This is a genomic window from Acinetobacter sp. A47, from assembly GCF_000805455.1.
Taxonomy (GTDB): domain Bacteria; phylum Pseudomonadota; class Gammaproteobacteria; order Pseudomonadales; family Moraxellaceae; genus Acinetobacter.
The window spans coordinates 231,573-257,228 of sequence record NZ_JSUS01000064.1 but is presented as its reverse complement, the minus strand read 5'-3'; the positions used below and the strand labels follow the sequence as shown (position 1 = coordinate 257,228).

General features: G+C 44.3%; 26 protein-coding genes. 17 read left to right on the top strand and 9 right to left on the bottom strand.

Going from position 1 to position 25,656, the window contains the following annotated elements; all coding sequences use genetic code 11:
• From ruvA to pal, 9 genes are all read left to right on the top strand, one after another.
• Complete coding sequence (ruvA, locus tag OC23_RS13370; protein WP_038345371.1) at positions 1–606, top strand: Holliday junction branch migration protein RuvA; 606 nt, start codon at positions 1–3, stop codon at positions 604–606.
• Positions 607–613: 7 nt separating this feature from the next.
• Positions 614–1,609, top strand: a complete 996-nt coding sequence (ruvB, locus tag OC23_RS13365) for a Holliday junction branch migration DNA helicase RuvB (RefSeq protein ID WP_038345370.1) — start codon at positions 614–616, stop codon at positions 1,607–1,609.
• A gap of 164 nt (positions 1,610–1,773) precedes the next feature.
• Complete coding sequence (locus OC23_RS13360) at positions 1,774–2,670, top strand: hypothetical protein (protein WP_038345369.1); 897 nt, start codon at positions 1,774–1,776, stop codon at positions 2,668–2,670.
• A 146-nt stretch (positions 2,671–2,816) separates the two neighbouring features.
• Entirely contained in the window at positions 2,817–3,224 is a 408-nt protein-coding gene (ybgC, locus tag OC23_RS13355; protein WP_004805671.1) for a tol-pal system-associated acyl-CoA thioesterase, read from the top strand.
• 24 nt (positions 3,225–3,248) lie between these two features.
• Positions 3,249–3,947, top strand: a complete 699-nt coding sequence (gene tolQ, locus OC23_RS13350; protein ID WP_038345368.1) for a protein TolQ — start codon at positions 3,249–3,251, stop codon at positions 3,945–3,947.
• A complete protein-coding gene (gene tolR / locus OC23_RS13345; RefSeq protein ID WP_038345367.1) occupies positions 3,947–4,399 on the top strand; it encodes a protein TolR in 453 nt (150 codons plus the stop codon). The genes tolQ and tolR overlap by 1 nt, the downstream gene beginning before the upstream one ends.
• 3 nt (positions 4,400–4,402) lie before the next feature.
• On the top strand, positions 4,403–5,794 hold the full coding sequence (gene tolA, locus OC23_RS13340) for a cell envelope integrity protein TolA (RefSeq protein ID WP_038345366.1): 1,392 nt from the start codon (positions 4,403–4,405) through the stop codon (positions 5,792–5,794).
• A gap of 98 nt (positions 5,795–5,892) precedes the next feature.
• Positions 5,893–7,176, top strand: a complete 1,284-nt coding sequence (gene tolB / locus OC23_RS13335) for a Tol-Pal system beta propeller repeat protein TolB (RefSeq protein ID WP_038345365.1) — start codon at positions 5,893–5,895, stop codon at positions 7,174–7,176.
• Between the two features lie 22 nt (positions 7,177–7,198).
• Positions 7,199–7,765 (top strand): peptidoglycan-associated lipoprotein Pal, encoded by a 567-nt coding sequence (gene pal / locus OC23_RS13330; RefSeq protein ID WP_038345364.1) that lies wholly within the window; start codon positions 7,199–7,201, stop codon positions 7,763–7,765.
• A gap of 60 nt (positions 7,766–7,825) precedes the next feature.
• On the opposite strand, the gene OC23_RS13325 is transcribed toward pal, so the two are convergent.
• Entirely contained in the window at positions 7,826–8,017 is a 192-nt protein-coding gene (locus OC23_RS13325) for an NF038105 family protein (protein WP_038345363.1), read from the bottom strand.
• A 176-nt stretch (positions 8,018–8,193) separates the two neighbouring features.
• Between OC23_RS13325 and OC23_RS13320 the strand changes: the two genes are divergently transcribed.
• The 5 genes from OC23_RS13320 to OC23_RS13300 all read left to right on the top strand — a co-directional run bounded on the left by OC23_RS13320 (position 8,194) and on the right by OC23_RS13300 (position 11,466).
• Entirely contained in the window at positions 8,194–9,165 is a 972-nt protein-coding gene (locus tag OC23_RS13320) for a class 1 fructose-bisphosphatase (protein ID WP_038345362.1), read from the top strand.
• A 60-nt stretch (positions 9,166–9,225) separates the two neighbouring features.
• Positions 9,226–10,002, top strand: coding sequence for a TrmH family RNA methyltransferase (locus tag OC23_RS13315; RefSeq protein WP_038345361.1), 777 nt, complete (start codon positions 9,226–9,228; stop codon positions 10,000–10,002).
• Between the two features lie 157 nt (positions 10,003–10,159).
• Positions 10,160–10,777, top strand: a complete 618-nt coding sequence (locus OC23_RS13310) for an RNA polymerase sigma factor (protein WP_004771436.1) — start codon at positions 10,160–10,162, stop codon at positions 10,775–10,777.
• Positions 10,764–11,087, top strand: a complete 324-nt coding sequence (locus OC23_RS13305) for a hypothetical protein (RefSeq protein ID WP_038345360.1) — start codon at positions 10,764–10,766, stop codon at positions 11,085–11,087. Before OC23_RS13310 ends, OC23_RS13305 begins: the two co-directional genes overlap by 14 nt.
• The gene (locus tag OC23_RS13300) at positions 11,077–11,466 is read left to right on the top strand and encodes a DUF3106 domain-containing protein (RefSeq protein WP_038345359.1); all 390 of its coding nucleotides are present in this window, start codon (positions 11,077–11,079) and stop codon (positions 11,464–11,466) included. Before OC23_RS13305 ends, OC23_RS13300 begins: the two co-directional genes overlap by 11 nt.
• Positions 11,467–11,525: 59 nt before the next feature.
• On the opposite strand, the gene OC23_RS13295 is transcribed toward OC23_RS13300, so the two are convergent.
• The 4 genes from OC23_RS13295 to cxpE all read right to left on the bottom strand — a co-directional run bounded on the left by OC23_RS13295 (position 11,526) and on the right by cxpE (position 17,875).
• Positions 11,526–13,964 carry a CSLREA domain-containing protein gene (locus tag OC23_RS13295; RefSeq protein ID WP_038345358.1) on the bottom strand — a complete coding sequence of 813 codons (2,439 nt, stop codon included), beginning with the start codon at positions 13,962–13,964 and terminating at the stop codon, positions 11,526–11,528.
• 14 nt (positions 13,965–13,978) lie between these two features.
• Positions 13,979–15,847 carry a rhombotarget A gene (gene rbtA, locus OC23_RS13290; RefSeq protein WP_038345357.1) on the bottom strand — a complete coding sequence of 623 codons (1,869 nt, stop codon included), beginning with the start codon at positions 15,845–15,847 and terminating at the stop codon, positions 13,979–13,981.
• 115 nt (positions 15,848–15,962) lie between these two features.
• Entirely contained in the window at positions 15,963–16,661 is a 699-nt protein-coding gene (gene hda, locus OC23_RS13285; protein WP_038345356.1) for a DnaA regulatory inactivator Hda, read from the bottom strand.
• 20 nt (positions 16,662–16,681) lie between these two features.
• Positions 16,682–17,875, bottom strand: coding sequence for a chloramphenicol efflux transporter CxpE (gene cxpE / locus OC23_RS13280; protein WP_038345354.1), 1,194 nt, complete (start codon positions 17,873–17,875; stop codon positions 16,682–16,684).
• A 133-nt stretch (positions 17,876–18,008) separates the two neighbouring features.
• Between cxpE and purM the strand changes: the two genes are divergently transcribed.
• Both purM and purN read left to right on the top strand, forming a co-directional pair.
• The gene (gene purM / locus OC23_RS13275; protein ID WP_038345353.1) at positions 18,009–19,079 is read left to right on the top strand and encodes a phosphoribosylformylglycinamidine cyclo-ligase; all 1,071 of its coding nucleotides are present in this window, start codon (positions 18,009–18,011) and stop codon (positions 19,077–19,079) included.
• The gene (gene purN, locus OC23_RS13270) at positions 19,076–19,705 is read left to right on the top strand and encodes a phosphoribosylglycinamide formyltransferase (protein WP_171194800.1); all 630 of its coding nucleotides are present in this window, start codon (positions 19,076–19,078) and stop codon (positions 19,703–19,705) included. Before purM ends, purN begins: the two co-directional genes overlap by 4 nt.
• 32 nt (positions 19,706–19,737) lie before the next feature.
• Here the strand turns inward: purN and OC23_RS13265 are convergent, their stop codons facing one another.
• The 3 genes from OC23_RS13265 to sppA form a co-directional block, all read right to left on the bottom strand.
• Positions 19,738–20,112, bottom strand: coding sequence for a hypothetical protein (locus tag OC23_RS13265; protein WP_038345351.1), 375 nt, complete (start codon positions 20,110–20,112; stop codon positions 19,738–19,740).
• Positions 20,113–20,120: 8 nt separating this feature from the next.
• Positions 20,121–20,912, bottom strand: a complete 792-nt coding sequence (locus tag OC23_RS13260) for an alpha/beta hydrolase (protein WP_038345350.1) — start codon at positions 20,910–20,912, stop codon at positions 20,121–20,123.
• A 142-nt stretch (positions 20,913–21,054) separates the two neighbouring features.
• Positions 21,055–22,077: a signal peptide peptidase SppA gene (gene sppA, locus OC23_RS13255; RefSeq protein ID WP_038345349.1), complete on the bottom strand. Its 1,023-nt coding sequence runs from the start codon at positions 22,075–22,077 to the stop codon at positions 21,055–21,057.
• 138 nt (positions 22,078–22,215) lie between these two features.
• On the opposite strand from sppA, the gene OC23_RS13250 reads away from it, so the two are divergent.
• Complete coding sequence (locus OC23_RS13250; protein WP_038345348.1) at positions 22,216–23,169, top strand: lysophospholipid acyltransferase family protein; 954 nt, start codon at positions 22,216–22,218, stop codon at positions 23,167–23,169.
• A gap of 1 nt (position 23,170) precedes the next feature.
• Here OC23_RS13250 and OC23_RS13245 read toward each other — a convergent pair whose 3' ends face one another.
• Positions 23,171–25,597 carry a DNA internalization-related competence protein ComEC/Rec2 gene (locus OC23_RS13245; protein WP_038345347.1) on the bottom strand — a complete coding sequence of 809 codons (2,427 nt, stop codon included), beginning with the start codon at positions 25,595–25,597 and terminating at the stop codon, positions 23,171–23,173.
• Between the last annotated feature and the right edge of the window lie 59 nt (positions 25,598–25,656).

Genomic DNA, 25,656 nt, shown 5'->3' with positions numbered 1-25,656 from the left:
ATGATCGGATGTTTGATTGGCGAAGTGTTTGCCCTGGAAGCCCCAACCGTATTACTCAATGTAAATGGTGTTGGTTATGAAGTCGATACACCACTTTCGACATTTTGCCAATTACAAAAAGGACAAAAAGTCACATTATGGACGCATTTGGTGGTCCGTGAAGATGCGCAGCAACTGTATGGTTTTAGCGATGCTCAGGAAAAAACCATTTTCCGCACACTTCTCAAAGTGAATGGTGTAGGGCCTAAAATGGCACTCGGTATTCTCTCAACCTTGAGTGTGGAACTGCTAATCCATAGCATTGAACATGATGATGTCAATACCCTGGTGAAAGTCCCGGGTGTAGGCAAGAAAACAGCTGAACGTCTAATGATTGAATTACGTGACCGCTTTAAAGCATTGGCCCATCCTGCAGGTGGCTCAAGCAATGCTGTAGCAACGCAAATCCAGTTTATGTCCAACTCACCTGTTGCCGAAGCCGAAGCCGCATTACAATCTCTCGGTTATAAGCCGGCTGAAGCACAAAAAGCCGTTGCTGCCGTCAAGGCAGACTTTACCGAGTCAGCCGATATTATCCGTGCTGCGCTTAAATCCATGATGAAGTAATAGATATATGCAAGATCGTCTTATTAGCGGAACAGAAAAGCCTGAAGATCATTTTGACCGCGCCATTCGCCCGACTTCACTGGCAGACTACATCGGCCAGCCGGTTGTCCGTGAGCAAATGGAAATCTTCATTGGTGCCGCGCGCGGTCGTGGCGAGGCACTCGACCATACCCTGATTTTTGGCCCGCCGGGCTTGGGTAAAACGACCTTGGCGAATATTATCGCGCGTGAAATGGGCGGTAATTTAAAGTCGACTTCAGGCCCGGTACTGGAACGTGCTGGCGATTTGGCTGCCATGCTGACCAATCTGGAAGAAGGTGATGTGCTGTTTATTGACGAGATTCATCGCCTCTCCCCTGTAATTGAAGAAATTCTGTATCCGGCGATGGAAGATTATCAGCTGGATATCATGATCGGTGAAGGCCCTGCGGCCCGCTCAATCAAGCTCGACCTGCCCCCCTTTACCCTTGTTGCAGCCACAACACGGGCAGGTTTATTGACCTCGCCCCTGCGTGACCGTTTTGGGATTGTGCAACGCTTAGAGTTCTATTCGGTTGAAGACCTGACGCACATCGTGACACGTTCTGCCAATTTGATGGACGTACCGATTACCCATGAAGGTTCAACCGAAATTGCCCGTCGCTCTCGTGGTACCCCCCGTATTGCCAACCGTTTATTACGCCGGGTTCGCGACTATGCCCAAGTCAAAGGTACCGGTGAAGTCACCCAGGAGATGGCACAACGTGCGCTGGATATGCTCAATGTGGATAAAGCCGGTTTAGATACACTTGATCGTCGTTATCTGAGTATGTTGCTGGAACGCTTTGAAGGACGACCAACCGGTGTTGAAGCTTTAGCCGCAGCGATGGCAGAAGACAGCGGAACACTTGAAGACGTGATTGAGCCATATTTAATTCAGCAAGGTTATGTAATGCGTACGGCACGTGGGCGTATTGCTACCAATATGGCCTATTTGCAGTTTGGTATGACACCGCCAGAATAAATCCGGCACAGAGTAAATACCGTAGCCATTGGTATTTACTCTCATGTTCGTTTATCAATAAAAATTAAAGCACGATATTCTAAATAAAAATTCCTGTTATACTCGCCCGGTTAAAATAAAAAAATATATTTTAACCACTCAATATTTAGATAAAGGGGCAAGAAATGACAAACAGATTATTCACTTCTTTTATATGTTCAGGGGCATTATTATTAACAGCTTGCGGTGGTGGCAGTGATAGCCAGACCAGTTTTAATGGTAAAGAAAAACTCGATTATAATAAGCCAGAAACGACAGAAACCATTAGCGAAGCAGTAGTAAACCTCTCCACTGAATCGGACAATATCTTATTTTTTATAGGGATGCTTACACAGGGTATTTATAATAGTGTAAATAGCGCAGATTTTTCGTGTGAAACAGGAACGGTAAAACTCAATAGCAACAAGAGTGTTACACTCGACCATTGTAAAAACTTCAAGGCTTCATCACAAGGAAGCCAGTTCCCGGGAACAGTTTCCGGCACTATCCAGTCCACTGACAATAGCACCAGCAGCCTCCAGAAAAATGACCTGAATCTATCGGAAATAAATATTGAGCTGGCCGAAAACTCAATCGTTTTTAATGGCAAAATAACTCATATTGCTACGTCACCGGCGAATAACCTGATAAGTGAAAGCTATGAAACTGATCATTCTACACTTAAGTTTATCGAAAAATATGGGGATAGAAATCATTATTTATATACCCTATATAATTATCAGCTTCTCTCAAATTATTATAAATCTACCGGACGTATCGAAGATTTTGCTAAAGGTAAAATGAATGGAGAATCCAATGGCCAAGTTTTTTCAGTAAACTTTGCCTCAAATTTTAATTTCACCTCAGCCGATGACCTTTATAATTTCAAACCTCATTCAGCAAATGTTGAAATTACCGATCTTTACAACCAGAAAAATACGATCTCGATCCGCCAGACAACCGATGCCAAAGCATTAATCAATACGTATGCAGACGGAAAACTGGTACAAACCCTGGTACAAGAATGGGATGAACTCCTGTAAACAGATTCATGTTCATAAGCCCGCATTGCAGGGCTTATTTTTTTGCCCGACTCAACAATATGTTATTTATTACTATTTCCATCTTTCTGTTCAGACCATATCATTCCCTGATTGCAGCTTACTGAACATGGAAATAGGTAAAACACATGGCTAATCATTTTGAGTTCAATATTCGTGTTTACATTGAAGACACCGATGCCGGCGGCATTGTCTACCATGCCAACCATATCCGCTTTATGGAACGGGCACGGACAGAATGGTTACGTGCCGCAGGTGTGGATCATTACTGGCACCAAAAAGATTACAGCTTTGTGGTACACCAGATTGCTGTCAAATATGTACGTCCAATATTAATGGATGATTTAATTACCGTTACAGCACGTGTTATTTCGTGTAAAGCAGCATCATTTGTGTTGCAACAAAATATTTATCGTGGTGAAATCTTGCTGGCTTCAGGTGAGGTCGTGTTGGCATGTTTAAACAAAGAGCTAATGCCACGCCGGCTTCCTGATGAAATTCGTGACCTGATTCAAAAAGAATTGGCACAGGACTAAAATAAACTTTCGGCACAGTAACTTATGGCAACTAATTTAGAATCTTCTCTACACATCTCCGACCTTATTTTGCAAGCAAGTCCTGTGGTACAGCTGGTCATGCTGATCTTGTTACTTGCTTCAATTTATAGCTGGTACCTGATTGCCAAATTACATATGGGCTTCAAAAAAGCAGGTCAAGATGATGAGCATTTTCAAAAGATGTTCTGGTCAGGTGCCGAATTAAACACCCTCTACAACAATGCTCAACTCAACTCTAAACGCCGTGGTCTGGAAGATGTGTTCTACCAAGGCTTAGGCGAGTTTTTCAAATTACAAAAACGTAAAGCAGATACCAACCAGACCATCGAAGGTACTGAACGTATTCTGCGTGTCGGTTTAAGTCGTGATCAAGCTGGTCTGGAACAAGGTTTAGGTGCGCTTGCCAGCATTGGTTCTGTTGCACCTTATATTGGTTTATTTGGTACGGTCTGGGGCATTATGAATGCCTTCATCGGGCTGGCTGCAGTAGATCAGGTGACTTTGGCAACCGTTGCTCCAGGCATCGCAGAGGCGCTGATTGCAACAGCTATCGGCTTATTTGCTGCAATTCCGGCTGTACTTGCGTTTAACCACTTTACTGCAAAAGGTGAATCTATTTATTCAGATCGCGCCCTGTTTGCAGAGGAAATGGTCGCCCTATTACAGCGTCAGGCAATTGGAACGACACAGGAAGATGCATAATGGCGATTCAACGATCTGGACGTTTTGAACGCATCAAAAAACCACTGAAAAGTGATATGAACGTCGTTCCTTATATCGATGTCATGCTGGTACTACTGGTTATTTTCATGGTCACTGCACCCATGATCACCAGTGGCATTAAGGTGGATTTGCCACAAGCTAACAATCACCCTATCGAATCAAAAGATATGCCAGCAATGGTTACAATTGGCAAAGACGGTAATATCTTTTTGCAGTATCAAGAACACAAAGGCAGTGAACCTTTATCATTGGAACAGCTTGAAACGCTTTTGAGTGAAGCTCAAACACAAGCCGAGCAAGATAATAAACAGCTGACTGTTCTGGTGAATGGTGATAAATCTCGTCCTTATGGTGAAGTGGTTTCACTCATGGCGAGTCTACAAGAAGCCGGCCTAACTCAAGTTGGCTTACTGACCGAGCCGTTAAAATAAGCTATGAAAAAATTTCAAGAGCCACCTTTTAAGCAAAATGCGATTGCGCTGGGTTTCACACTCGGTGTGCATGCAATCGCTATTGTTGGCTTACTGTTTTTAGGCTTGAGCAAACCACCAGAAGAGCCTAAAAAACTCACCACTATTTTGGTGAAGCCAGAAGATTTACCCCCATCGTTACAGCATCCTGAACAGCAAGTGACTGCTGACAAACAGGCACCGGAAGTGGTCAGCCCAAATGTCGATCCAACCTTAACTGAAACTATTCCTGTCGCCCCTCCACCCCCTACTGCACAACAACTTGCAGCCCAAAAGCAAAAGGCAGAACAGGCACAGCAAGCAAAACTGGCTGAACAAAAACGACAGGCCGATGAAGCTGCCCGTGCCAAACAAGTTGAACAACAACGCAAACTCGCAGAGGCACAAGCACAAAAACAACGTGCAGATGCTGAAGCAAAACGTCAGGCTGAAGTAAAAGCTAAAAATGAAGCCGATGCAAAGGCGAAAAGTGAAGCGGATGCCAGACGCAGAGCTGAGCAGAATGCAAAAGCTGAAGCCGATGCCAAGGCACGTCAAAAAGCAGAGCAAGATGCCAAGCTAAAACAGCAAAAAGCGGCTGAAAATGCCAAGCTTCAAGCTCAGCAAGAAGCGAAACGCAAAGCCGAAGCGGAGGCAAAACGTAAAGCGGACGCAGAGGCAAAACGTAGAGCCGAAGCAGACGCCAGAGCTAAAGCGGAAGCAGAAGCAAAACGTAAGGCCGAGGCAGATGCCAAAGCTAAAGCCAATGCAGAGGCGAAACGCAAAGCCGAGGCAGATGCCAAAGCTAAAGCGGACGCGGATGCAAAACGTAAGGCTGAAGCAGATGCCAAGGCTAAGGCCAATGCAGAAGCGAAACGGAAGGCCGAAGCAGATGCCAAAGCTAAAGCAGATGCAGACGTGAAACGTAAGGCTGAAGCAGATGCCAAGGCTAAAGCCAATGCAGAGGCCAAACGCAAGGCCGAAGCGGATGCCAAAGCTAAAGCAGATGCAGAGGCGAAACGAAAAGCAGAAGCTGAGGCGGATGCTAAAGCTGCCGCTGCCAAAAAAGCGGAACAAGAAGCGGCCCAGAAAAAAGCAGATGCCAAACGTGTAGCTTCAACTGCCAAACGGGATTTTGAACAAAAAATCTATCGTGCATGGAATATGCCAGCTGGTTCTTCAGGACAACGTGCTAGTGCACGTGTAACCCTCAGCGATAGCGGTGCTGTCCTATCTGTTGTTGTTTCAGCCAGTGATCCAGATGTAAAAGCAAGCGTAGAGGCAGCTGTTCGCGCTGCTGCGCCTTATCCAATGCCTGATGATCCTGTAGCACGACGTGAGGCAAGAAGCTTTACCTCAAGTTTTACTGCAAAATAGTAATGAATAGTTAACGTTACAGGCTTTTAATAGCACAAAGCCTGTAACTATGTTAAATAATCAACAGCCACAAAAATACGACGCAAGTAATTGTAACTATGGACAAGACTCGTAAGCATCTCATCTCTCTGGCAGTTTTCGCTGCAATTGGCACAGTTGTTCCAACAGCAACCTTTGCTCAATTACATCTTGAAATTGCCAAAGCCCCTGAACAGGCACCCAAAATCGCAATCATCCCATTTGCCAATGACAATGCGATCTATCCAATTGTGGAAAGTGACTTAAACCGTTCAGGACGTTTTACCAGTGCATCACAAAACCTGCCAGCAACTGCAAGCCTGAACCAGGTTCAGGCAAGTGACTGGCAAACTGCTGGCGTGCCTTATGTTGTCGTTGGTCAAATGAAAGCTGTTGATGCCAACACGTTTGAAATTCACTACCAGTTGTACGATGTACAAAAACAGCAATACCTACTCAATGAAGTCCTGACAGTACCACGCTCACGCGTACGTCAGGCAGGACACCTGATCAGTGATACCATTTATCAGGCATTAACCGGTATTGCAGGCGACTTTAGTGGCCGTATTGCCTATGTACTCCGTAATCAGGCAACCCCTGCCCAGCGTTATACCCTGCAAATTGCGGATACAGATGGTGAACAGCCTAAAACAGTATTGTCATCACGTGACCCGATCCTTTCCCCGGCATGGACACCTGATGCCAAGAAAATTGCTTACGTTTCGTTTGAAACCAAACGACCTGCAATTTATCTGCAAGATTTAGCAACAGGCCAACGTGAAGTCTTGGCCAGCTTCCGCGGATTAAATGGCGCACCAAGCTTTTCACCAGATGGCAAATCAATGCTGTTTACTGCCTCTATGCATGGCAACCCGGAAGTCTATCAAATGGACTTGAGCACTCGTCAGGTTCAGCGCATGACCAATGACTCGGCTATTGACACTGAAGCACGTTACGCACCAGATGGCAAATCATTCATCTTTACCTCGGATCGCGGCGGTTCACCACAAATCTATCGCTATAGCTTTGATGACAGCTCGGTTAAGCGCCTGACCTTTAAAGGAGCATTCAATGCCCGCGGTACATTAAGTGCAGATGGTAAGAAAATCGCGCTCGTACATCGCCCAAGTGGCAGCAGTTACAAAGTTGCCATCCAGGATATCAACACCGGGATTACCAACATTCTCACGCCAACCAGTTTAGATGAATCGCCAAGCTTCTCGCCAAATGGCCAAATGGTTGTTTATGCCACACGTGAAGGTAATCGCGGTTTATTGTCGGTCATGTCTACTGACGGCCGGTTCCGCATGAATTTACCAAGTGAACAGGGTGAAGTTCGTGAACCAGCTTGGGCACCAAAATAAGTTTAATGTATTGGAGAATTATATGAACATTAAATATCTAACGCTTCCATTGATTGCTGCCACTCTCGTTTTTACGGGATGTGCCAGCCGTAAGCCTGCGGCCGAAATTACTGCAGGCAACACGCCAAATGGTTCAGCTACTGTAAGTACGGAAGGCTTAAGTGAAGATGCGGCTTTAAATGCCCAAAATCTGGCTGGCGCATCTTCAAAAGGCGTGACAGCTGCCAATAAAGCCTTCCTGGCAAAACGTGTTGTTCACTTTAACTATGACAGTAGTGATCTGTCTAACGAAGACTACCAGACCCTTCAGGCACATGCTCAATTTTTAGTTGCCAACGCCAACTCTCGTGTCGCCCTGACAGGTCATACCGATGAGCGTGGTACACGTGAATACAACATGGCACTGGGCGAACGTCGTGCCAAAGCAGTTGAAAGCTTCCTGATTACCAATGGCGTAAATCCGCAACAGCTGGAAGCTGTCAGCTATGGCAAGGAATCTCCTGTTAATGCGGGCCATGATGAAGCAGCATGGAAAGAGAACCGTCGTGTAGAAATTAATTATGAAGCTGTGCCGCCATTATTAAAATAATGCTGAAACGGCAATACATAAAAAAATGCTCACCTATGGTGAGCATTTTTTTATGCGAGATCAGAGTTTAGAGTGTGCATCTGCATCTGACTTCGGCTGCATCGACTCAATCAGATCGTGCTTGTTAAACTCTTTATACTCAGGCTTTGCCTCATACTCTTTCCAGGCCTCTTGCACATTTTCTTTAGAAATCGTTTCTAAACTAATGGGTTCGCTTGGCGTGGGCGTTGCCTCAAAACTCTTGGTTGACATCTTCATCTCCAAACATCCTGTCTAGTATCCACCCAACATATCATGTAATGATGCAGTTGTAATCATAAAAGCAACATAAATAAAGTAAGATAATTTTTATTTTCAGGCGATCTCATCTAGAATAGCCACATTCTTTTTTATCAATTTTTGACACGGCTAAAGCGGAGCTATTCAATATGTCAAACCTTACTTTGACCCAATACCTAGAACAACAAAATGGGAATTTGACTCCAGAGCTGGCACAAGTCATCGAAACAATTGCAGCCACTTGCCAGACCATTGATCAAGCCTTACAAAAAGGTGCTTTAGCCGGTATTTTGGGCAGCGCTGGCAACGAAAATGTTCAGGGTGAAACACAAAAAAAACTAGATGTCATTTCTAACGACTACCTGATTGATGCCTTAAAAGTACATCCGCAAGTAGGCGGCTTGGCTTCAGAAGAACTGGATGACTTTACACCAGCTCAGGAAAATGGCAAATATCTGGTGTTATTTGACCCGTTAGACGGTTCAAGCAATATCGACATCAATATGTGTGTAGGTACTATTTTCTCTATCCTTCCAGCAAAAAATGCCATCACTCAGGCGGCTGATTTTATGCAGGCAGGTACAGAGCAGGTTGCTGCGGGTTATGTACTTTATGGCCCTTCTACCATGTTGGCTCTGACAGTAGGCGCAGGTGTAGCGTTCTTTACCTTTGACCCGACATCACAAAGCTTCTTGTTAACATCTGAAAAAGTTCAGGTTTCAGCCGATACTCAAGAATTTGCCATCAATGCATCCAACCAGCGTCATTGGGAAAATCCGGTAAAACGTTATATTGATGAGTTACTTGCGGGTAAAACTTCAGTCCGTGAAAAAGACTTCAATATGCGCTGGGTGGCATGTATGGTGGGTGACATTCACCGTATCTTATGCCGTGGCGGTATCTTCCTTTATCCATATGACTTGAAAGACCCTAAAAAAGCAGGTCGTTTACGCCTGATGTATGAAGCGAATCCGATGAGCATGCTGATTGAACAGGCCGGCGGTGCGTCGACAACAGGTCGTGTCCGTATTCTCGAGATCCAGCCGACTGAACTGCATCAACGTGTTCCTGTGATTATCGGTTCAAAAAATGAAGTTGAACGCGTGACCAGCTATCACTAATTAATTTTTATAATCAGGGCATTATCATAAATTTATAATGCCCTTTTGGATGTTTATCTTATGGCCGTTATTTTTCTAGAATCAAAAGACAATGCAAAGATTAAACATTTGCGTGGGCTGATCGAGCTGAACAGCGCCCGAAAAAAACATCAGCAAACGGTTCTGGAAGGTACCCATCTTTGTCTGGCCTGGTTACAGCAGCAGAAAAAAATCTTTTCGCTCTTTACCACCGAACAGGCGCTTAATCATCCTGAATTGCAACAAATCACTGAATTGCACCAAGGACATATTTTTGTCATTAGCGAAGTGCTCTATAAAGATTTAAGTACTTTGGGCACGACCCTGCCTTGTTTGGCCATTATTGACCTCCCAAAAAGCGCAGTCACAATAGACTATCAGGCTGACACCCTGATTCTTGAAAATGTGCAAGATCCAGGAAACGTCGGTACCTTGCTACGTTCTGCCGCTGCAGCAAATATTAAACAGATCATTTGTACCCAGGGCTCGGCATCATTATGGTCTCCACGCGTGTTACGCGCAGGTATGGGTGCACACTTTAGCCTGACCTGTTTTGAAAACTTTCAGCTCAGCGATGTTCTTCCCAAATTCCAGATTCCCGTATTCGTTACCAGTTCACACCGCTCAACCAGCTTATATAGTAAAGACCTGACCCAAGCATGCGTATGGATTCTGGGGAATGAAGGTCAGGGTGCGAGTGATTATGCGCTGGAACATGCACAGGCTGTGACCATTCCGCAACCCGGTGGTCAGGAATCCCTGAATGTAGCCATTGCAGGCTCGATCTGCTTTTTTGAAATGGTGCGCCAACGTCAGTAAAACGTTATTTTATTTTAAATACGATTTTTTTACTGGGAAAATCAATTACACTACTAAAAATAATTGCTTAAGTTGTCAACGCACTCACCATTTTCAACGTTATATGACTAATGAATTGAAATAATGGTGGGTATCCATGACAGGATTTTCCATCTCTATGGATTTAGCACCTAAACAGGCTCGAACAGAAAACGGTACTGACCGCAGTACAGTTGAACAACGTCTGCGTTTTTTTATGCAAGACGTGACTGGTCGTGCGCTTGTGATGATGGAAAGTGCAACACAGGGGCAACAAGGCATTGCAATGGATCTGGTTCAGGAAGCCTTTATCTCATTGCATAAATCCTATGCAGACAAAAGTACCGATGAGTGGTATCCCCTGTTCTATACCATATTGAACAATAAGCTCCAGGACTGGAGAAGAAAGGAAGCCCGTCGGGCAAGCCCATTCTCATTATTTAAAAAGATCAGTTTAGATGATGACGAGGAAATTATTGATGTTGTAGATGAATCTACTCCAAATCCGTTTGAGTTCCTTGACCAGGAAGTCACAATGGAAGAAATTCAGGCTGCAATCAATCAATTACCTGTGCGTCAACAACAAGCGTTCATGTTAAGGGCCTGGGAAGGTTTTGATACGATGACGACAGCGCAAATTATGGATTGTAGTGAAGGTAGTGTCAAAACACATTATCACCGTGCAATTCAGGGACTCAGAATTGCCTTAGAGCACTTAAATCCACATACGGGAGGATCATCAGATGAAAAGAGATGAGTTCGCTAAACAAGTGACTTCCAGACTTGATCAACTTGCAAAAGAGCAACACCACAATAAAATGCGGGTGATGAATCATGTTCTAGATACGGTTCAAAAGAAACCTACCTCTTATTACAGTATCTGGAAAATGACCGGTTTTGCTGTAGCAGCAGCCATTATGGGCATTGTTGTATTGCCTAGCTCACTCCAGCTGGTCGACAAGCAGCAAAATCAGGTGGTGGTCAATCCAAAGCTTTCCCCGCAAATGGTTGAGGATATGGAAATGTTATTGGTTTTAGGTGAGGATAAAGTTCCACATGGCAGCTAAAAAATTAGCACTTGTTGTGTGTACCCTTGGCTTATTGCAAACAAGTTTTGCCGGTTCTGAACGTTTCTGGATTTTTTCCAAACCGAATAAGCCAACAACTGAAGAAGCATGGGATGATTTAACACCAGAAGAACAGCGCGTTTTAATTCAACGCTATCAGTCTTTAAAGGAAATTCCGACGACACAAAGCTCGCAACTCCAGCAGAGAATGGAGTGGTTTACCCAGCTGCCCGAAGATGAAAAACAAAAAATGCGTGATGTATGGCAAAAGATGAGTACTCAGGAACGTAATACCTTACGCAAACGCATGCAACATGCCAATACAGAAGAACGCGTAACGATTCGGGAAGAATACCTAAGCAAATATGCTGAACACTGATTTTTTTATTTGAATATAAAAAAAATAGCGCCAGTCCGGCGCTATTTATATTTCGGTATTTACTTTTTAAAACGGCGATACGCCAATAAGCCCAATAAACCCAGTAACGAGAATAGGTTTGAGCTACCTCCCCCTCCACCAGCTTTACGAGTGTCATCGGAGGTCGTACCTGTACTGATGATCTTGACCGTTGCCGTATTTGAAATTAGGCCTTCTGCATCATAAACCTGATAATTAAAAGAATAGTTGAACGGGTTAAAGATATTGACTTCCTGAACATAAATGTTGCCACCATAACAGATTTGCTGTTGATCCGGTTCAGGACAAGCCCCCTGACGGTCAGCGGTCACACTAATATTACTGCTTGGAACATTGGACAGACGGATCGGCAACTCAACCCCTTCTGCATTTTTCCAGAACTGGGACTTGGCAGGATTACTCTCAGGCCCTGTTCCCCCTTCTCCCATATCGCCATAATCATTGGCAAAGCTTAGAAGATTAAGGGCGACTTTTTCCTTTTTCTGATATTTCAATGTCACTGAAGTATCTTTTGCTTCCGGAGCAATATTGACAAATGCTGCACGAATCAGTCCAGAAGACTTAATCGATGGGTCAGCTTTGGATTGAACTGTGTATTTACAGAAAACCTTATCACCAGCCTGAGTGATACTGTCGTCTTTACGGTAAAAAATAATTTGTTCCAGATCTTCATTCCACGTACAGACCAGGTTCTTTTTATCATTCGTATTAATATTTGCTACATCATCACTGATTTGCCCAATCCCTAATGGTTCCGTAATCACGTTATAGTTCTCTTTATTAAAGAACTGCAATTTATGACTTCCATCATTCTGTTCAATTTCTTGCGGCAAAGGTAACTGATACTTCTTCAGATCGATATAAATCGCTCGATATTTTAGATTTGCCTTGGTTGTGTCATATAATTTTTTATATTCTTGGGCACGTACCTTGTAATAGGTTAAGAAATCAGGATTGTTTGGCTGCTTGACCAGATCATTAAAGAAATCTAACTGATTCTTATAATTTCCAAGTAGTGTCGTCAGTGAGATATTCGAGATATCTGTAATATCTCCCGCGGTAAGCTTCATCAGCTCAACCGAGCCGATATCACAGGTATTGCGTGTTTCTGGCTCATAATACAACGTTCCATCTGTAATACGCGCTATATCTCTTTGATCTGTAGTGCTACAGCCGGTCACTCCGGTATCGACCAGGTCCGTTGCGGTTCTATTGTTTACAGGATAGTACAAAGGCAAATATTGACTAAATTCGGTTGCAGGCTGCAATGGAGTTAACAATGTCCGGATACTGATATTACCAACATCAATATTGCTATGCTTCTCTGGTAACACCTGTGCAGGCAGGTCACATTTACTATTGCCTGTTAAAGAAAGTGCGTTATACAAAGGAACAATATTTACATCTTTCTGGTCAGTGACATCACCCAATAAATAACGGCAAGAGTAGCCACTATTATTGTAGGCAAGCACATTAAAACTTAAAGTTTTAAGCCCCAGTTTATCGTATAGAAAAGCCGAGTAAGCATTATTCTCAACAATGGTATTACTGAGCAAGCTGATAGAACTGGCGTTGCTTAGAATACTGGAGCTATTGGCAGGTGCACTTCCTGCTTGAGTATCACCTGTAAATTTAATCAGGCTTCCATTTGTCAAATTCGCGCTATTTTGAGCAATCGTGTTCGTGTTCAGAGATACTGTCGGCTCACCACAAAAATCCAGCATACTGCCAGAGTTTTCTGCACCATTGGCAATCAGTGCGCTTCTGATAATCTCGATATTCCTTTTAGAATATACGTTGTCATTGATACAGCTCATTGCCAGCAAGCTACCCAAAGGCGCTTTGTTATTTTTCAATAAGCTACCAGTAATACTTAACGAAGAAGACGGGCCAGCCAGAAATATAGCCCCACCACCCACTGCTGCCCGGGCATTTATAATATGTGTATTATTTAAGCTAACATTGCCTCCCGCATAGATTGCTCCCCCTCGATCAGAGCTACTGGCATTGCTTAAAACAACATCATTCAGGCTAAGCGCACTGTTATTGCCGGTCGTATTGAAAATACGGCCGGAATTTTTTGCATCTATCGTTGTCTGGAGTGCAGTCTGCGCAGGATAATCATTGTTAATGACATTTCGCTTTTCCCAGTCAACAGGGCTTTTACCCGAGATCACAACATCAACCGTAGGTGTTAATTCTCGGTCAAGGGTATAGGTACCGGCTTCCAATTGAATCGATTTCAGGGTTGCCGGAGAAGTATCTGTTACCTGACAGCCACCGTAGGGCTTTCTTTCTGCAGCTGTTTTAAGTGCCTCCCGTAATGAACAGGCATTACTATTTTCACCATCTTCATCTGCAAATGTTGTGACTTTGATTGGGGCACTGCTGGTCGCGGCAAAAAGCGGCATAGTTGCAAGCACCATCGTAGCCAGCAAGGTTTTTTTATAATTTTTCATCTCGTCATCCCTGATTATGATTTAAAGCGACGTAATCCAATAAGTCCGAATAGCGCAAGGATTGCCCCCATTCCAAAACTTCCCCCACCTACATTGACTGTTTTACTTTTAAAATTATCTGGTGGGTCCTGAACAATTGTGGTTGGAATGGTAATGTAATAATTCGAGACATCATTAAAACGGGTTGTTGTGGTCATAATCCGCATATTAAATTTATCTGCCCCATGCCAATTTCCATTTGGCACATAAGTAATGTTTCCAGCCTGATCGATCGTCAACTTGCCTTTTGACGGGGTTTGCGTTTGCTGGATATCCAAGCAGCCCGGTTGCCAAGGCTGATTATCGGCACGTTTGCCCAGTACTTTTTCACATGAGGCAGGGTCAAGCAATTCACCATCCAGTAAACTGTCGGCAATACTGAACTTGGCTACCTGACCATATAAAATATCCTGTCCGGCAACAGGAATATCAGCACGATTGACGACAAGTTCGATCGCCCCCAGATCACATAGCTCATCATAACCACTCCGGTTTTTGCCACGCTGATCAGCGCCTTCACAACTTGCCAGTCCTGCGGTCGAGCCATCACTATAAATTCGCCCTTTATTGACAATCAAAGAATCTGAAAGTCTGGTATAAGACATTAATAAGCGCGGTTTGAAGTAACCTAGCATCTGATCTTTAGGCGTATAGTATGGACACAAAAGTCCATCTGCAGGCGGGGCAGCACACTCGCCCTCATCATTACTTCCGCCAGCAATGAGCTGAGTATTGCCAATGAAGAAATTTGGTCTTTCATTAGGGGCGTTGCGATTACATTCAGGAGTGATCAGGTTACTTTGTATCACAGCTTCATCATCAGCCGAACTGGCGCAGTTATTTGCTTCATTTGCCACAATGATGCTATTAGAAATATAAGCACTCGGACTCTTGCTGGTTGTAGTTTCACCATTTTCGGATGTTGTTGTCGTTATTTTCGGGGCTTGCAGATACAATCCTGCAGCATTCTTCAGAATCGTGACATTATTTAGCAGCATTCCTTCACGAATATTCGCAACATAGCCACCTTTATTATGGAAAATTGTTGTATTACGCAAGCCGGAAATACGGGAACTGATCGCTCCGGTCGTGGTTTTATCGGTAAAGCCTGTTTGTGAATACAGTATGGCACCGCTTTCGCCTTTTACACCTTCATTATCACGGATCACAGATTGCGTAATCAGATATAAGGGCATTTCACTGTAGACCACCGCGCCTTGATCGGCTTTATTTCCTTGCAACAGGCTATTACTAATATTTAATATCCCGGCAGTCTTTTGCTCATCTGTCAAAATACCGGCATTATAAATCGCTCCTCCTCTGGACGCATTGCCTCCAGTCAAGCGCGAGTACTGGATGCCTAATGCTTCACGATTCAGAATCAGGCCACCATCACTCATTTTATGAGTGGAACCTTTTAAATTTAATTCAATCAAATAAACCGGGATTAAGGTATTTTCTACACTGCCATCATCAATGACAAATAAACGGTCATTACCGGCCATGCTAATGGTCGCGTTATGCATGCCTTTCTGGCTATCATTAAAATCACCGCTTGCAGCAGTAATGATCGAGGCCGCGGCCTTAATATGAAGGGCTGAATTTAAGGTGTATTCTTTATCTCTTTGCAGGACGATGGTGCTACTTGAGTCTTTATTACCACATCCATGATAGCCATTTTCAAATTCTTTCTGGCTTCTTTTATTTAAAAACTCAACAGCTTCCCTTAATGAACAAACGGTATCATCCTTGTCTTCATCAACCAGTGTTGTGACTTGAATATCCGCAGCATACACATGTCCGGTAATCGCAAATAAAGCGCAGGCAAGCGTCCGTTTGAGCATACCCATCTCCTTCTATATTTTTCATTTTTTTTAGTTTTACAAACTCGGTGTTTGCAACCACATTCCTTTGTGCGTACTTTGTCATAGCTCTCAAAATTACTCAAGAAATTTTATACTATTGACGATATTCATCAATCAGCGCATAAATTTGCTTCAGTGTATTATTGGAAAGCTTGGTTTTTTCACCTTTCAGCATTTTTTCAAGTTGCGCCAGGGTCTGTAATAAGATTGACGCCTGATGCGGACCATTGCTTAATAGATAGTCGACGATCTGCTGGTCAAAATGGATACCGCGACGGGTCATTACCGATTGCAGCAGAGCCTGACGATCTGTGTAGGAACTGCCATTCGGGACTTTTACACTCACTGCCTGGGTCAGTCTGGACTGAAGATCAGGTAGTTCCAGTTTCAATTCGATCGGTGCAACCCGGGATGAAAAAACCAGTTGTCCTTCATGGTTATTCATCAAATGGAAAACTGCTTTTTGCCAATGCGGTACGCCACTAATCGCGTCAATATCGTCCAGGGCAACCAGGTCATAAAACTCCAGCGAAGTAATCGCTTCAATCGGCGCATCGAGTAATTCTAACAAGGACACCTTGATGGCAGGACGGCCTAACTCCAGATAGGAATCACAAATTGCTGAAAGCAGATGACTCTTGCCAGTACCAGCCCCACCATACACGTAGAAGCGGCTGACCAAGCCGGCGTGTAACTGTCTTACTGCATCAACCACAGGTCCCCAACCCGGCCCCGAAAAATCACTGATTCGGGCATCGAGTTGCGGTTCTATATCCAGTTGTAGTTGACGCATATAGTTAATATGTTCCTCAATTACTTTAAATCATTCGGTTTTGAAGTCTCTGTATCTTGAGAGTTTTTAACCTGAATATCAAGCTCTACTTGATCTGATTCAACATTTATATGCCGAGTTTGACCCTCGATCAGTACAACTTCCGTGGTTGCACCATAGAAGCGGCTTTTTTCGTAATTATCACGGGCATGTTTAAGCAGCACCACAATCACGGCAGCAACCGGCAGCGCAATCAGCATTCCAAGAAATCCGCCCAGCTGGGCACCCGCCAGTACAGCAAAAACCACTGCAACCGGAGAAAGACCGATTTTATCTCCTAACAGGAACGGTTGCAGGATATAACCTTCGACCATTTGACCAATCATGAAGACCACACCCACCAGTAACAGTTGTGTCCAGTCCAGTCCAAACTGGAATAAAGTGGCCACAATCGCTGCAATAATCCCCACCCCGAAACCCAGATAAGGAATGATACTGGCCAAACCGGCGATCATGCCGATAATCAGGCCGACTTCCAGTCCGATCAGTTGCAAGCCAATTGCATAGACCACGCCCAGTAACAGCATGACAAGAAACTGGCCTTTGACAAAAGCACCTAAAACGCTATGGCATTCGCTCACGATCGTTAAGGTTGATGCCTCATAACGGCGCGGAATCAGGCGACGCATGTTTTGCAGCATTCTTTCCCAATCTAGCAGGAAATAGAAGGAAATGATCGGGATCAGGATCACCACCCCGCCCAGCTGGATAAAATTCAGACCGGATTGGGCAACTCTCAAGGCCATGCTCTGGATACTGTCAGCGCTATAATTGGTCTGGATATAATCCATCACGGCTTTTGAAATCTGTTCGGTATCAATTTCCATTGGCATGACATTGAAGGTATGGGACACCCAAGGCAGGAATGTGGCATTGATCCAGTGTATACCGGCCGGAATGCTGTCCCGCGCATACATAAGCTGTTTCCAGATCAGTGGTACCAGGAACCACAGCACCATGGTCAAGGTCACGCCAATGCCGATAAACACGATACTGATTGCAAGCCAGCGTGGCAATTTAACTTTAACAAGAACATCCACAAGTGGACTAAACAGGTAGGCAATAAAAAAAGCACCTACAAAAGGAATGACGATGGGCTTCAGCAGATAGAGCACCCAAAGCAATAATGCGAGCCCAGCGAGGATAAAGATACGACGTAGTACCTGATCTTGCATAAAATCTAGCCTTTTTTAGTATAATCGTTATAAATGAAAAAAAATTTAATTAAAGATAGCATTTTCGAGCATAAATAACATAAGAGTTTCGTATATTCAGGTTATAATCTGCCGCCAATGCGGAGACTTCACTATGAGCAACTCAACTTCTACCCCAAACACTGGTTTAAGCTATAAAGATGCGGGCGTCGACATTGAAGCGGGCGACGCACTGGTCGATCGTATCAAATCTGTCGCTAAACGCACCACTCGTCCTGAAGTAATGGGCGGTCTCGGTGGCTTTGGTGCACTATGCAAAATTCCGAAAGGTTATGAAGAACCTGTATTGGTTTCAGGAACAGATGGCGTAGGTACAAAATTACGTCTGGCGCTTAATCTCAACCGTCACGATACCATTGGTCAAGATCTTGTCGCAATGTGCGTAAACGACTTGCTGGTGTGCGGTGCAGAACCATTATTCTTCCTTGACTACTATGCGACAGGCCATTTGAATGTTGATGTTGCAGCAAATGTAGTGACCGGAATCGGTAAAGGCTGTGAACTTGCCGGTTGTGCATTGGTGGGTGGTGAAACTGCTGAAATGCCAGGCATGTACGAAGGCGAAGATTATGATCTTGCCGGGTTTGCTGTCGGTGTGGTTGAGCAAAGCAAAATTATTGATGGCTCCAAGGTAAAAGCCGGGGATATTCTGATTGGTGTTGCCTCTAGTGGTGCTCACTCAAACGGTTATTCACTGTTACGCAAGATTCTAGACGTTAAGAATGTCGACCTGAATCAGATCGTAGATGGTCGCCCGCTTGCAGATGTTGCAATGGAACCTACACGTATTTATGTCAAGCCGGTACTGGAGTTGTGCAAACAGGTTGATGTCCATGCCATGGCACACATTACAGGTGGCGGTTTGCCAGGTAACCTGCCACGTGTGCTTCCAAATGGTGCTCAGGCCGTGATTGACGAATCAAGCTGGGAATGGTCTGAATTGTTCCAGTTGTTACAACGTGAAGGTAATGTTGAACGCTTTGAAATGTATCGTACCTTTAACTGTGGCGTTGGCATGGTCATTGCGGTTGATGCCAGCGAAGCAGACAAAGCTGTTGAGCTGTTAAATGCACAAGGTGAAAAAGCCTGGAAAATCGGGCATATTCAGGAAAATGCCGAATCGGTTGAAGGCGCTGACGAAAAAATTCGCGTGATCTTTGCATAATGAAAATTGCTGTCCTTGTCTCTGGCAACGGTAGCAACTTACAAGCCCTGATAGATGCAAATCTGTCAGGGCAAATCATTGGTGTGTTATCGAACAAAGCTGATGCTTATGCATTACAGCGTGCCCAAACTGCCAATATTGCTACTGCTGTGATTTCACATAAAGATTATCCAAGCCGGGAAAGCTTTGACGATGCCGTGCATCAACAATTGCTGGCATGGCAAGCCGATTTAGTCATTCTGGCCGGTTTTATGCGGATTTTAACTCCGGGCTTTGTCCGTCAGTGGCAAGGCAAAATGTTAAATATCCATCCATCGCTCCTGCCTGTTTATAAAGGCACTCATACTCATCAACGCGTATTGAATACAGGAGACCGTTTGCATGGCTGTACGGTGCATTTTGTGACGGCCGAACTGGATGCCGGACAAAGCATTGCTCAATCAGCCATTCAGGTCGGTACGCATGATACGGTAGAAAGTCTGGCAAAACGTGTGCATGAACTTGAGCATTTTATTTATCCTCAGGTTGCAGAGTGGTTTTGCAATGGTCAGCTGCGCTGGAAAGACGGGCAAGCCTATTTTAACCAGAAACCGCTGGAACGCCCTATTCAGTTTGCCCAGTTTTAACAATAAAAAAACACATCTCAGGATGTGTTTTTTTATGACTCTAAAAGGTAGGACAAATATTTTTCTTGGAAAATATTTAACCACCCCATACTTTCATCTGCATCATGTTCATCGTGCAAATGCAATAGAAAAACTTTGATGCGAAGAAAGCAGTAATACTCACCTTCTTGATATGAATACTGATCAATCTCTTGCCAGTTTTTATGGTTGAATTGATCAAATACGCTTATAAGCTGCTCTTGTGTTTGTAGATTGCTTAACGAAAGGCCAAATACTGCTAAAAAGTCGCGGATATATTCAACCTGTTGTTGATAAGCAACAAAAAAATTCAGCACGCTTGCCTGGCAACTTTCTTGTCCATACCCCAGCAAGTCAAGTGCATTGAGAATAATCTCGGCATGTCTCATAAAAACAATCAAAGCACCAAGCTTTTAATTTTCTCAACGGTATCCAGGGGATGCTCCAAGGGGAACATATGCCCTCCTTCAACAACAGAAAATGGAATACCCAGTTTCTTTTTTGCAACCTGAGGGAATTTTTCTTTCAGGAAAACACTGTCCTGGCCCACAACCAGATGCACGGCAACCGGCGGCTTTGGCATAGGCAGCCACCACATCGACGGTGTGGTTCGGAACAATTCAACCTCATCCTTTTTAGGAATGGTCAAGGTCACACCCCCTCGCTGCCGATCATCCGTTAAGGCATGCTCAATATAGGCCTGAAAGCAGTCCGCATCAAAATACTGGTAAAACCCTCTTGATCCGAGTAATTCTGCGGCCTGCTCACGCGATTCCCAATGATCACGACGACGTACAGACAAACCCGCCGGAGTGATCTTGTCTACCAGCTTCGGCTTAAATAATTTGGCCAAGTGAAAAACAAAAGAGGCTTTACCAATGATTAGGGGTGGATCAAGCATGATGACTTGTGAAAAAAGCTCAGGACGCCGATAAGCCGCCATCAGGGTCAAGACTGAACCCAAGGAATGGCCCAGGCCAATGACCTTGCGTCCCTGTGCCTGCTGAATAATACTATCAATCACCTGATCGACCAGATGTGTCCAGCCATGGGTAACCGGGTAGCGTTTATCATTGCCAATTTCGGCCACATAAATAATGTCATATTGATCTTTCAACTGATCAAACAGCTTTTGATAAACTTTAGATGGGACACCATTGGCATGGGCAAAATGTATCAAAGGTTTCATAAGCCTGTCTTTTATTCGCACTGATTGATCAATTATCCAGCTCTACATATGTATTGCAAATAAAAAGAAAAACTGTCCAGTTATTTTTAGCATAAAAAAAGGCTGTGTAAACCACAGCCCTGACAAGATCAAAAACGATACATTACTGTATCTTGGCATTCTGCCGGGTTTCCAGCTGTGCTGCCAGTGAACTGCTGATCCCCTCTCCAATCTTGGCGCCCATACGCCCCAAGATTGATTCTAAAGGATTACGCTGTACGGTGTAGTCTACTTTTTGCTCGACTTTCAGCTCCCGCATCAGTGTGGTAATACTACCGCTACGATCGGCAATCCCTAACGCAATGGCCTGCTCGCCTGTCCAGAACAGTCCCGAGAAGATTGCAGGATCATTAGATTTCAGGCGCTTACCACGACCTTCCTTAACCGCATTGATAAAGTGGCCATGCACATTGTCCAGTACCGATTGGACATGTTGCTTTTGTGCCGGATCTAATGGCTTGGTCATGCTCAGGATGTCTTTATTGCTACCGGCAGTCAGGGTACGATCTTCGATCCCGAGCTTTTGTGCCAGACCGCTTAGACCATAGTTTGGCATAATCACACCAATTGAGCCCACCAAGCTTGATGGATTGACAATGATTTCATCGGCAGCAGATGCAATATAATATGCGCCTGAAGCACCCATATCCCCAATCACGGCATAGACTTTTTTGTCTGGATGCTGTTTTTTCTGATAGCGGATTTCCTGCCAGATCTCATCTGACTGGACTGGAGAACCGCCCGGAGAATTAATATTTAAAACAATTGCTTTACTGCCACTTGCATCAAAGGCACGTTTTAGGGCTTTATTGGTATCTTCACTATTGACCGTAGACTGCCCGGCAGATGAGTCAATCGTACCCACGATATCAATCACCGCGAGATGATCTCCACTGATGCTTGTCGTCGATTTTTCGGGTGAAGTTGAACAGCTCTTGGTCATTGCGATCAAGACAATCAATAAATACGCGAAACCTAAACATTTAAAAAAGATACTCCAACGACGACTACGGCGTTGCTCTTCCACAGATGCAAGAACGGCTTTTTCTAAAATTTGCCATTCTTTACCCGTCACCTGATCACTATTTGTTGATTCGTTTTTTGGTTTTGGTGGCCAATCGGACATAAGATTCCAATCCAATATGTTTTAAAGTGGCTTTATTATATACGCTGATTTGGGCAAAACTGTTTAAATAACTTGTTTTAACTTATAATTATTTTTTGCATTATACTTTTCCTTTGTAACTATTCTCATCTGAACTACATGACACAATCCAAATCCAGCAGCACAAATTACCGTCTCATCAAACTCCTGAGTCGACAACCGATTCAACTGGGTCGTTTCATGGCAGGTCTGGTTGCAGGATTGGTCAATACCTTTTCCCTCTCCAAGCTTTCCAAGATCATCAGCCTGAACATACAGATTGTTTTCCCCGAGATGGAAGCACAACAACGACAGCAGCTGGTCAGAAAAGCAATCCATAATGAGCTCACTTCTTATTTTGAGTTTTTAAGTATCTGGGGCGCCTCCAACCAGAAGAATATCCGGCGTATTGATACCATTCATGGCGAGCATTACTTACATGATGCCTTGGCAGAAAAGAAAGGTGTGGTGCTGGTTGTTCCCCATTTTGGAACCTGGGAAGTCATGAATGCGTGGGTTGCACAGTATAGTCCGATGACAATCCTGTATAAGCCTGTTAAAAATCCTGCTGCCGACCAGTTCGTCCGTGATGCCCGTAGCCGTGAACAAGCACATCTGGTTCCGACCGATGAAAGTGGGGTAAGACAGATTTTCAAGGCCTTAAAACAGGGCGGTACCACAGCGATCTTGCCTGACCATACCCCCGATCATGGTGGCGACATGATCGAATACTTCGGCATCCCTCTGGCATCGAGCAGCCTGAGTGCCAAACTGATTCAAAAAACCAAGGCCAAGGCACTGCTTCTGTATACCATGCGTAATGATCAAGATGGCTTTGATATGTATATTGAACCGGTTGATCCACAGGTGTATGAAGGAAGTGCCGAACATGGAACCCGTATTCTGCACCAGACTCTGGAACAGTTGATCCGGCGTTATCCTGAACATTATCACTGGAGCTATAAACGCTTTCGTGCCCATCCAGCCCTCAAGAAAATTTATGACATTGATGAACATGAAGCCCTGGCTCGGGTAGCCGCAGTTCGTCAACAAACACAACAAGAGACTGCTTAGGCTATTCTCGTCGTAACCATGTTCTTTGCTGGCGTTGTTGTTTGACTTCAACCTTGCCCTGCTCAAACAGGAAGCTCACCGTTCCGGTATGCGCAGTATTGAGCAAGGGAATATGTAAAGCCTGTAGACGTTTTTGAACTTCCTGGCTGGGATGACCATAACGATTATGAAAACCGGCAGAAGCAATTGCCAGCTTGGGTTTTAAAGTCGCCAGAAAATCATAGGCAGAACTGTTTTTACTGCCATGGTGACCCAACACCAACACATCCACCTTTAGATCGGGATATTGCTGCAGCAGTTTAAATTCGGTTTCCCATCCGGCATCTCCCATAATTAAAAAATTTTGATACGGCCGGGTATTGCGAAATTGCAGATAGACTACACAGGACTGTTCATTTTGCTGATGTTTGGCAAAATTCAGACCATCTTGTGCAGGCGATAAAATCTTGATGTCCAGATCGGTATAAGACCAGTTTTGTCCCTGATAGCAATATGAGAAATTATTCTGGAAAGGCAATTTGTCACTTCGTTCATTGGACTGTACCTGAGTAATCGCAAAGGCATTTTGTATAGCCGGAAATGCGCCGCTATGATCCTGATCCAGATGAGATAGAATGACATGATCCAGTGACCGTATTCCTTGCTGCCTTAAAAACGGGATATCCACACGCTCGCCAATACCAAATTTACGCTCGTCATAAGCACCACCAGTATCAATCATCAAGGTCTGCTGGGGATGTTGTAAAAAGATTGCCTGCCCCTGCCCGACATCAAGAATATTCAAGACAGTTTGCTGTTTCTGAACACCACACAGGATCGGCACAACACAAATGACAGCCCAAAACTTGGGAATACTGCCTCGCGGCATAAACAGGATCGCAATTCCCAGCATTAAACTCACCATCATCAGCGGTGTATAACTTACTCCATACAACTGTGGAGACAGCTGCTGCACGCCATTGAGCAACACCATTACAATGGTGAGCAACTGGTTGTTAAGCTGGAACAACAGCAGGCCGGCAGCAGGTAGAAGCAGCCATAGAATAGCCGCAATAATGTCTAGTGGTACCACAATCCCGCTCAATAATGGAACTGCAATGAAATTACTCAGTGGCGCCGTCCAGGAAATTTGCTGGAAAAAAATCAGCATCAAGGGACATAAGGCAATAAAAATTTTCCACTGTGACTCAACCAGTACCTTCAGTGTCCAGACCTGTTTCTGCAGGGCTGTTGCCACCTGGTCTTGTGGAAACTGCTGAATAGTTTGATAAACCCGCAACAAAATAAAACAGGCCCCGTAAGACAGCCAGAAAGCCGTCGACAAGGCACTAAACGGATCATAAACCAGCAGCAAACTGGCGCTATAGACCAGTAAAGCCAGTGGCTGAACGGATTGCCTGAACATAAGGTACAGGCTGCCGATCATAACGGTTAATAAGGTTCTAATTGCAGGTATTTCAAAACCGATAAAAGCCACATAAACAACCACACTCAGTCCGAAAGGTAACAGTAGCAGGATCTGTCGCGGTTTCCATAAATACAGCACCGGACAATAACGCTGTATCACGCTTTTGATGAACCAGGACAGCATTAAGGCAAAAATCAGTACATGCGGGCCGGAAATTGCCAACAGATGTGAAATACCAAGTTGCTGGAATTGCTGCTTCAACTCATTCTTTAATAAACTTTCATCACCAGTCAACAGTGCCAGTAGTAGCCCCTGATGCTGCAGAGATGACCCTTGCAACATCTGCCGGAAAACCAAACGCAGGTTTTCTATCTTTAACAGCAATCTGGCTTTTAATGTCTGTTGCTGCTTTAAATGTTGCCGGTAACCCAAAGCATAGATCTGCTCATGAGAGAGTGGCTGAATATGCCTGACCAGATAGGCCGACATGATATTCTGCTGCAAAAACCATTTTTCCTGATCAAATACCCCGGCAACGGCATAACTGTGTGCGGGCTGGACTGTGCCATAAACACGATAATAATGACCTAAGCGCAAGTCTTGTTGCGGAACCTGCTCAACTCCTTGCCCCAGATAAAACACCCAGTCTACCGGTTGACGATGTCGGTTTAGTATTTCGGCAACCTGTTTACGGCCCTCACCACCGCTCAATTCATCTATTTTTTTAATATAAACAATTGCTTCAAAAGGCTGAACTTCCACTTCCCTTAATTTTAAACGCTGCTCCAAAGCAGTATTCGCATAATAAAAGCCTGTGCAGAATAGTGCCCAGCTTGTACTGACCAGCAGCAAGGTATAGCCAATAGAGGGAGAAGTGCTTGAAGTGCGTTTATATAAACCTGTAGCAAAGATCACTGCTGCGAGGATTAGCCAGAGCCACCAGGTTTGTATTGCAAAGGGAAAACGCTGCCCCATTAGGGTTATACCCGCAATCCAGCCGAACAGGACGATTTTAAACATTTTTTAAAATGAGGTTGTAGTTATTCTAAAGGCAAAATTAAAGCCCTTTTTCAGGGCTT

Coding starts and splice junctions, on each gene's coding strand:
- pal (WP_038345364.1), top strand. CDS start 7,199: ATGAACATTAAATATCTAACGCTTCCATTGATTGCTGCCACTCTCGTT.
- rbtA (WP_038345357.1), bottom strand. CDS start 15,847: ATGCTCAAACGGACGCTTGCCTGCGCTTTATTTGCGATTACCGGACAT.
- OC23_RS13250 (WP_038345348.1), top strand. CDS start 22,216: ATGACACAATCCAAATCCAGCAGCACAAATTACCGTCTCATCAAACTC.
- OC23_RS13260 (WP_038345350.1), bottom strand. CDS start 20,912: ATGAAACCTTTGATACATTTTGCCCATGCCAATGGTGTCCCATCTAAA.
- tolR (WP_038345367.1), top strand. CDS start 3,947: ATGGCGATTCAACGATCTGGACGTTTTGAACGCATCAAAAAACCACTG.
- tolB (WP_038345365.1), top strand. CDS start 5,893: ATGGACAAGACTCGTAAGCATCTCATCTCTCTGGCAGTTTTCGCTGCA.
- OC23_RS13305 (WP_038345360.1), top strand. CDS start 10,764: ATGAAAAGAGATGAGTTCGCTAAACAAGTGACTTCCAGACTTGATCAA.
- OC23_RS13265 (WP_038345351.1), bottom strand. CDS start 20,112: ATGAGACATGCCGAGATTATTCTCAATGCACTTGACTTGCTGGGGTAT.
- hda (WP_038345356.1), bottom strand. CDS start 16,661: ATGCGTCAACTACAACTGGATATAGAACCGCAACTCGATGCCCGAATC.
- ybgC (WP_004805671.1), top strand. CDS start 2,817: ATGGCTAATCATTTTGAGTTCAATATTCGTGTTTACATTGAAGACACC.
- OC23_RS13325 (WP_038345363.1), bottom strand. CDS start 8,017: ATGTCAACCAAGAGTTTTGAGGCAACGCCCACGCCAAGCGAACCCATT.
- ruvB (WP_038345370.1), top strand. CDS start 614: ATGCAAGATCGTCTTATTAGCGGAACAGAAAAGCCTGAAGATCATTTT.
- sppA (WP_038345349.1), bottom strand. CDS start 22,077: ATGTCCGATTGGCCACCAAAACCAAAAAACGAATCAACAAATAGTGAT.
- cxpE (WP_038345354.1), bottom strand. CDS start 17,875: ATGCAAGATCAGGTACTACGTCGTATCTTTATCCTCGCTGGGCTCGCA.
- ruvA (WP_038345371.1), top strand. CDS start 1: ATGATCGGATGTTTGATTGGCGAAGTGTTTGCCCTGGAAGCCCCAACC.
- OC23_RS13310 (WP_004771436.1), top strand. CDS start 10,160: ATGGATTTAGCACCTAAACAGGCTCGAACAGAAAACGGTACTGACCGC.
- OC23_RS13300 (WP_038345359.1), top strand. CDS start 11,077: ATGGCAGCTAAAAAATTAGCACTTGTTGTGTGTACCCTTGGCTTATTG.
- purM (WP_038345353.1), top strand. CDS start 18,009: ATGAGCAACTCAACTTCTACCCCAAACACTGGTTTAAGCTATAAAGAT.
- OC23_RS13320 (WP_038345362.1), top strand. CDS start 8,194: ATGTCAAACCTTACTTTGACCCAATACCTAGAACAACAAAATGGGAAT.
- tolQ (WP_038345368.1), top strand. CDS start 3,249: ATGGCAACTAATTTAGAATCTTCTCTACACATCTCCGACCTTATTTTG.
- OC23_RS13315 (WP_038345361.1), top strand. CDS start 9,226: ATGGCCGTTATTTTTCTAGAATCAAAAGACAATGCAAAGATTAAACAT.
- OC23_RS13295 (WP_038345358.1), bottom strand. CDS start 13,964: ATGAAAAATTATAAAAAAACCTTGCTGGCTACGATGGTGCTTGCAACT.
- OC23_RS13245 (WP_038345347.1), bottom strand. CDS start 25,597: ATGTTTAAAATCGTCCTGTTCGGCTGGATTGCGGGTATAACCCTAATG.
- tolA (WP_038345366.1), top strand. CDS start 4,403: ATGAAAAAATTTCAAGAGCCACCTTTTAAGCAAAATGCGATTGCGCTG.
- OC23_RS13360 (WP_038345369.1), top strand. CDS start 1,774: ATGACAAACAGATTATTCACTTCTTTTATATGTTCAGGGGCATTATTA.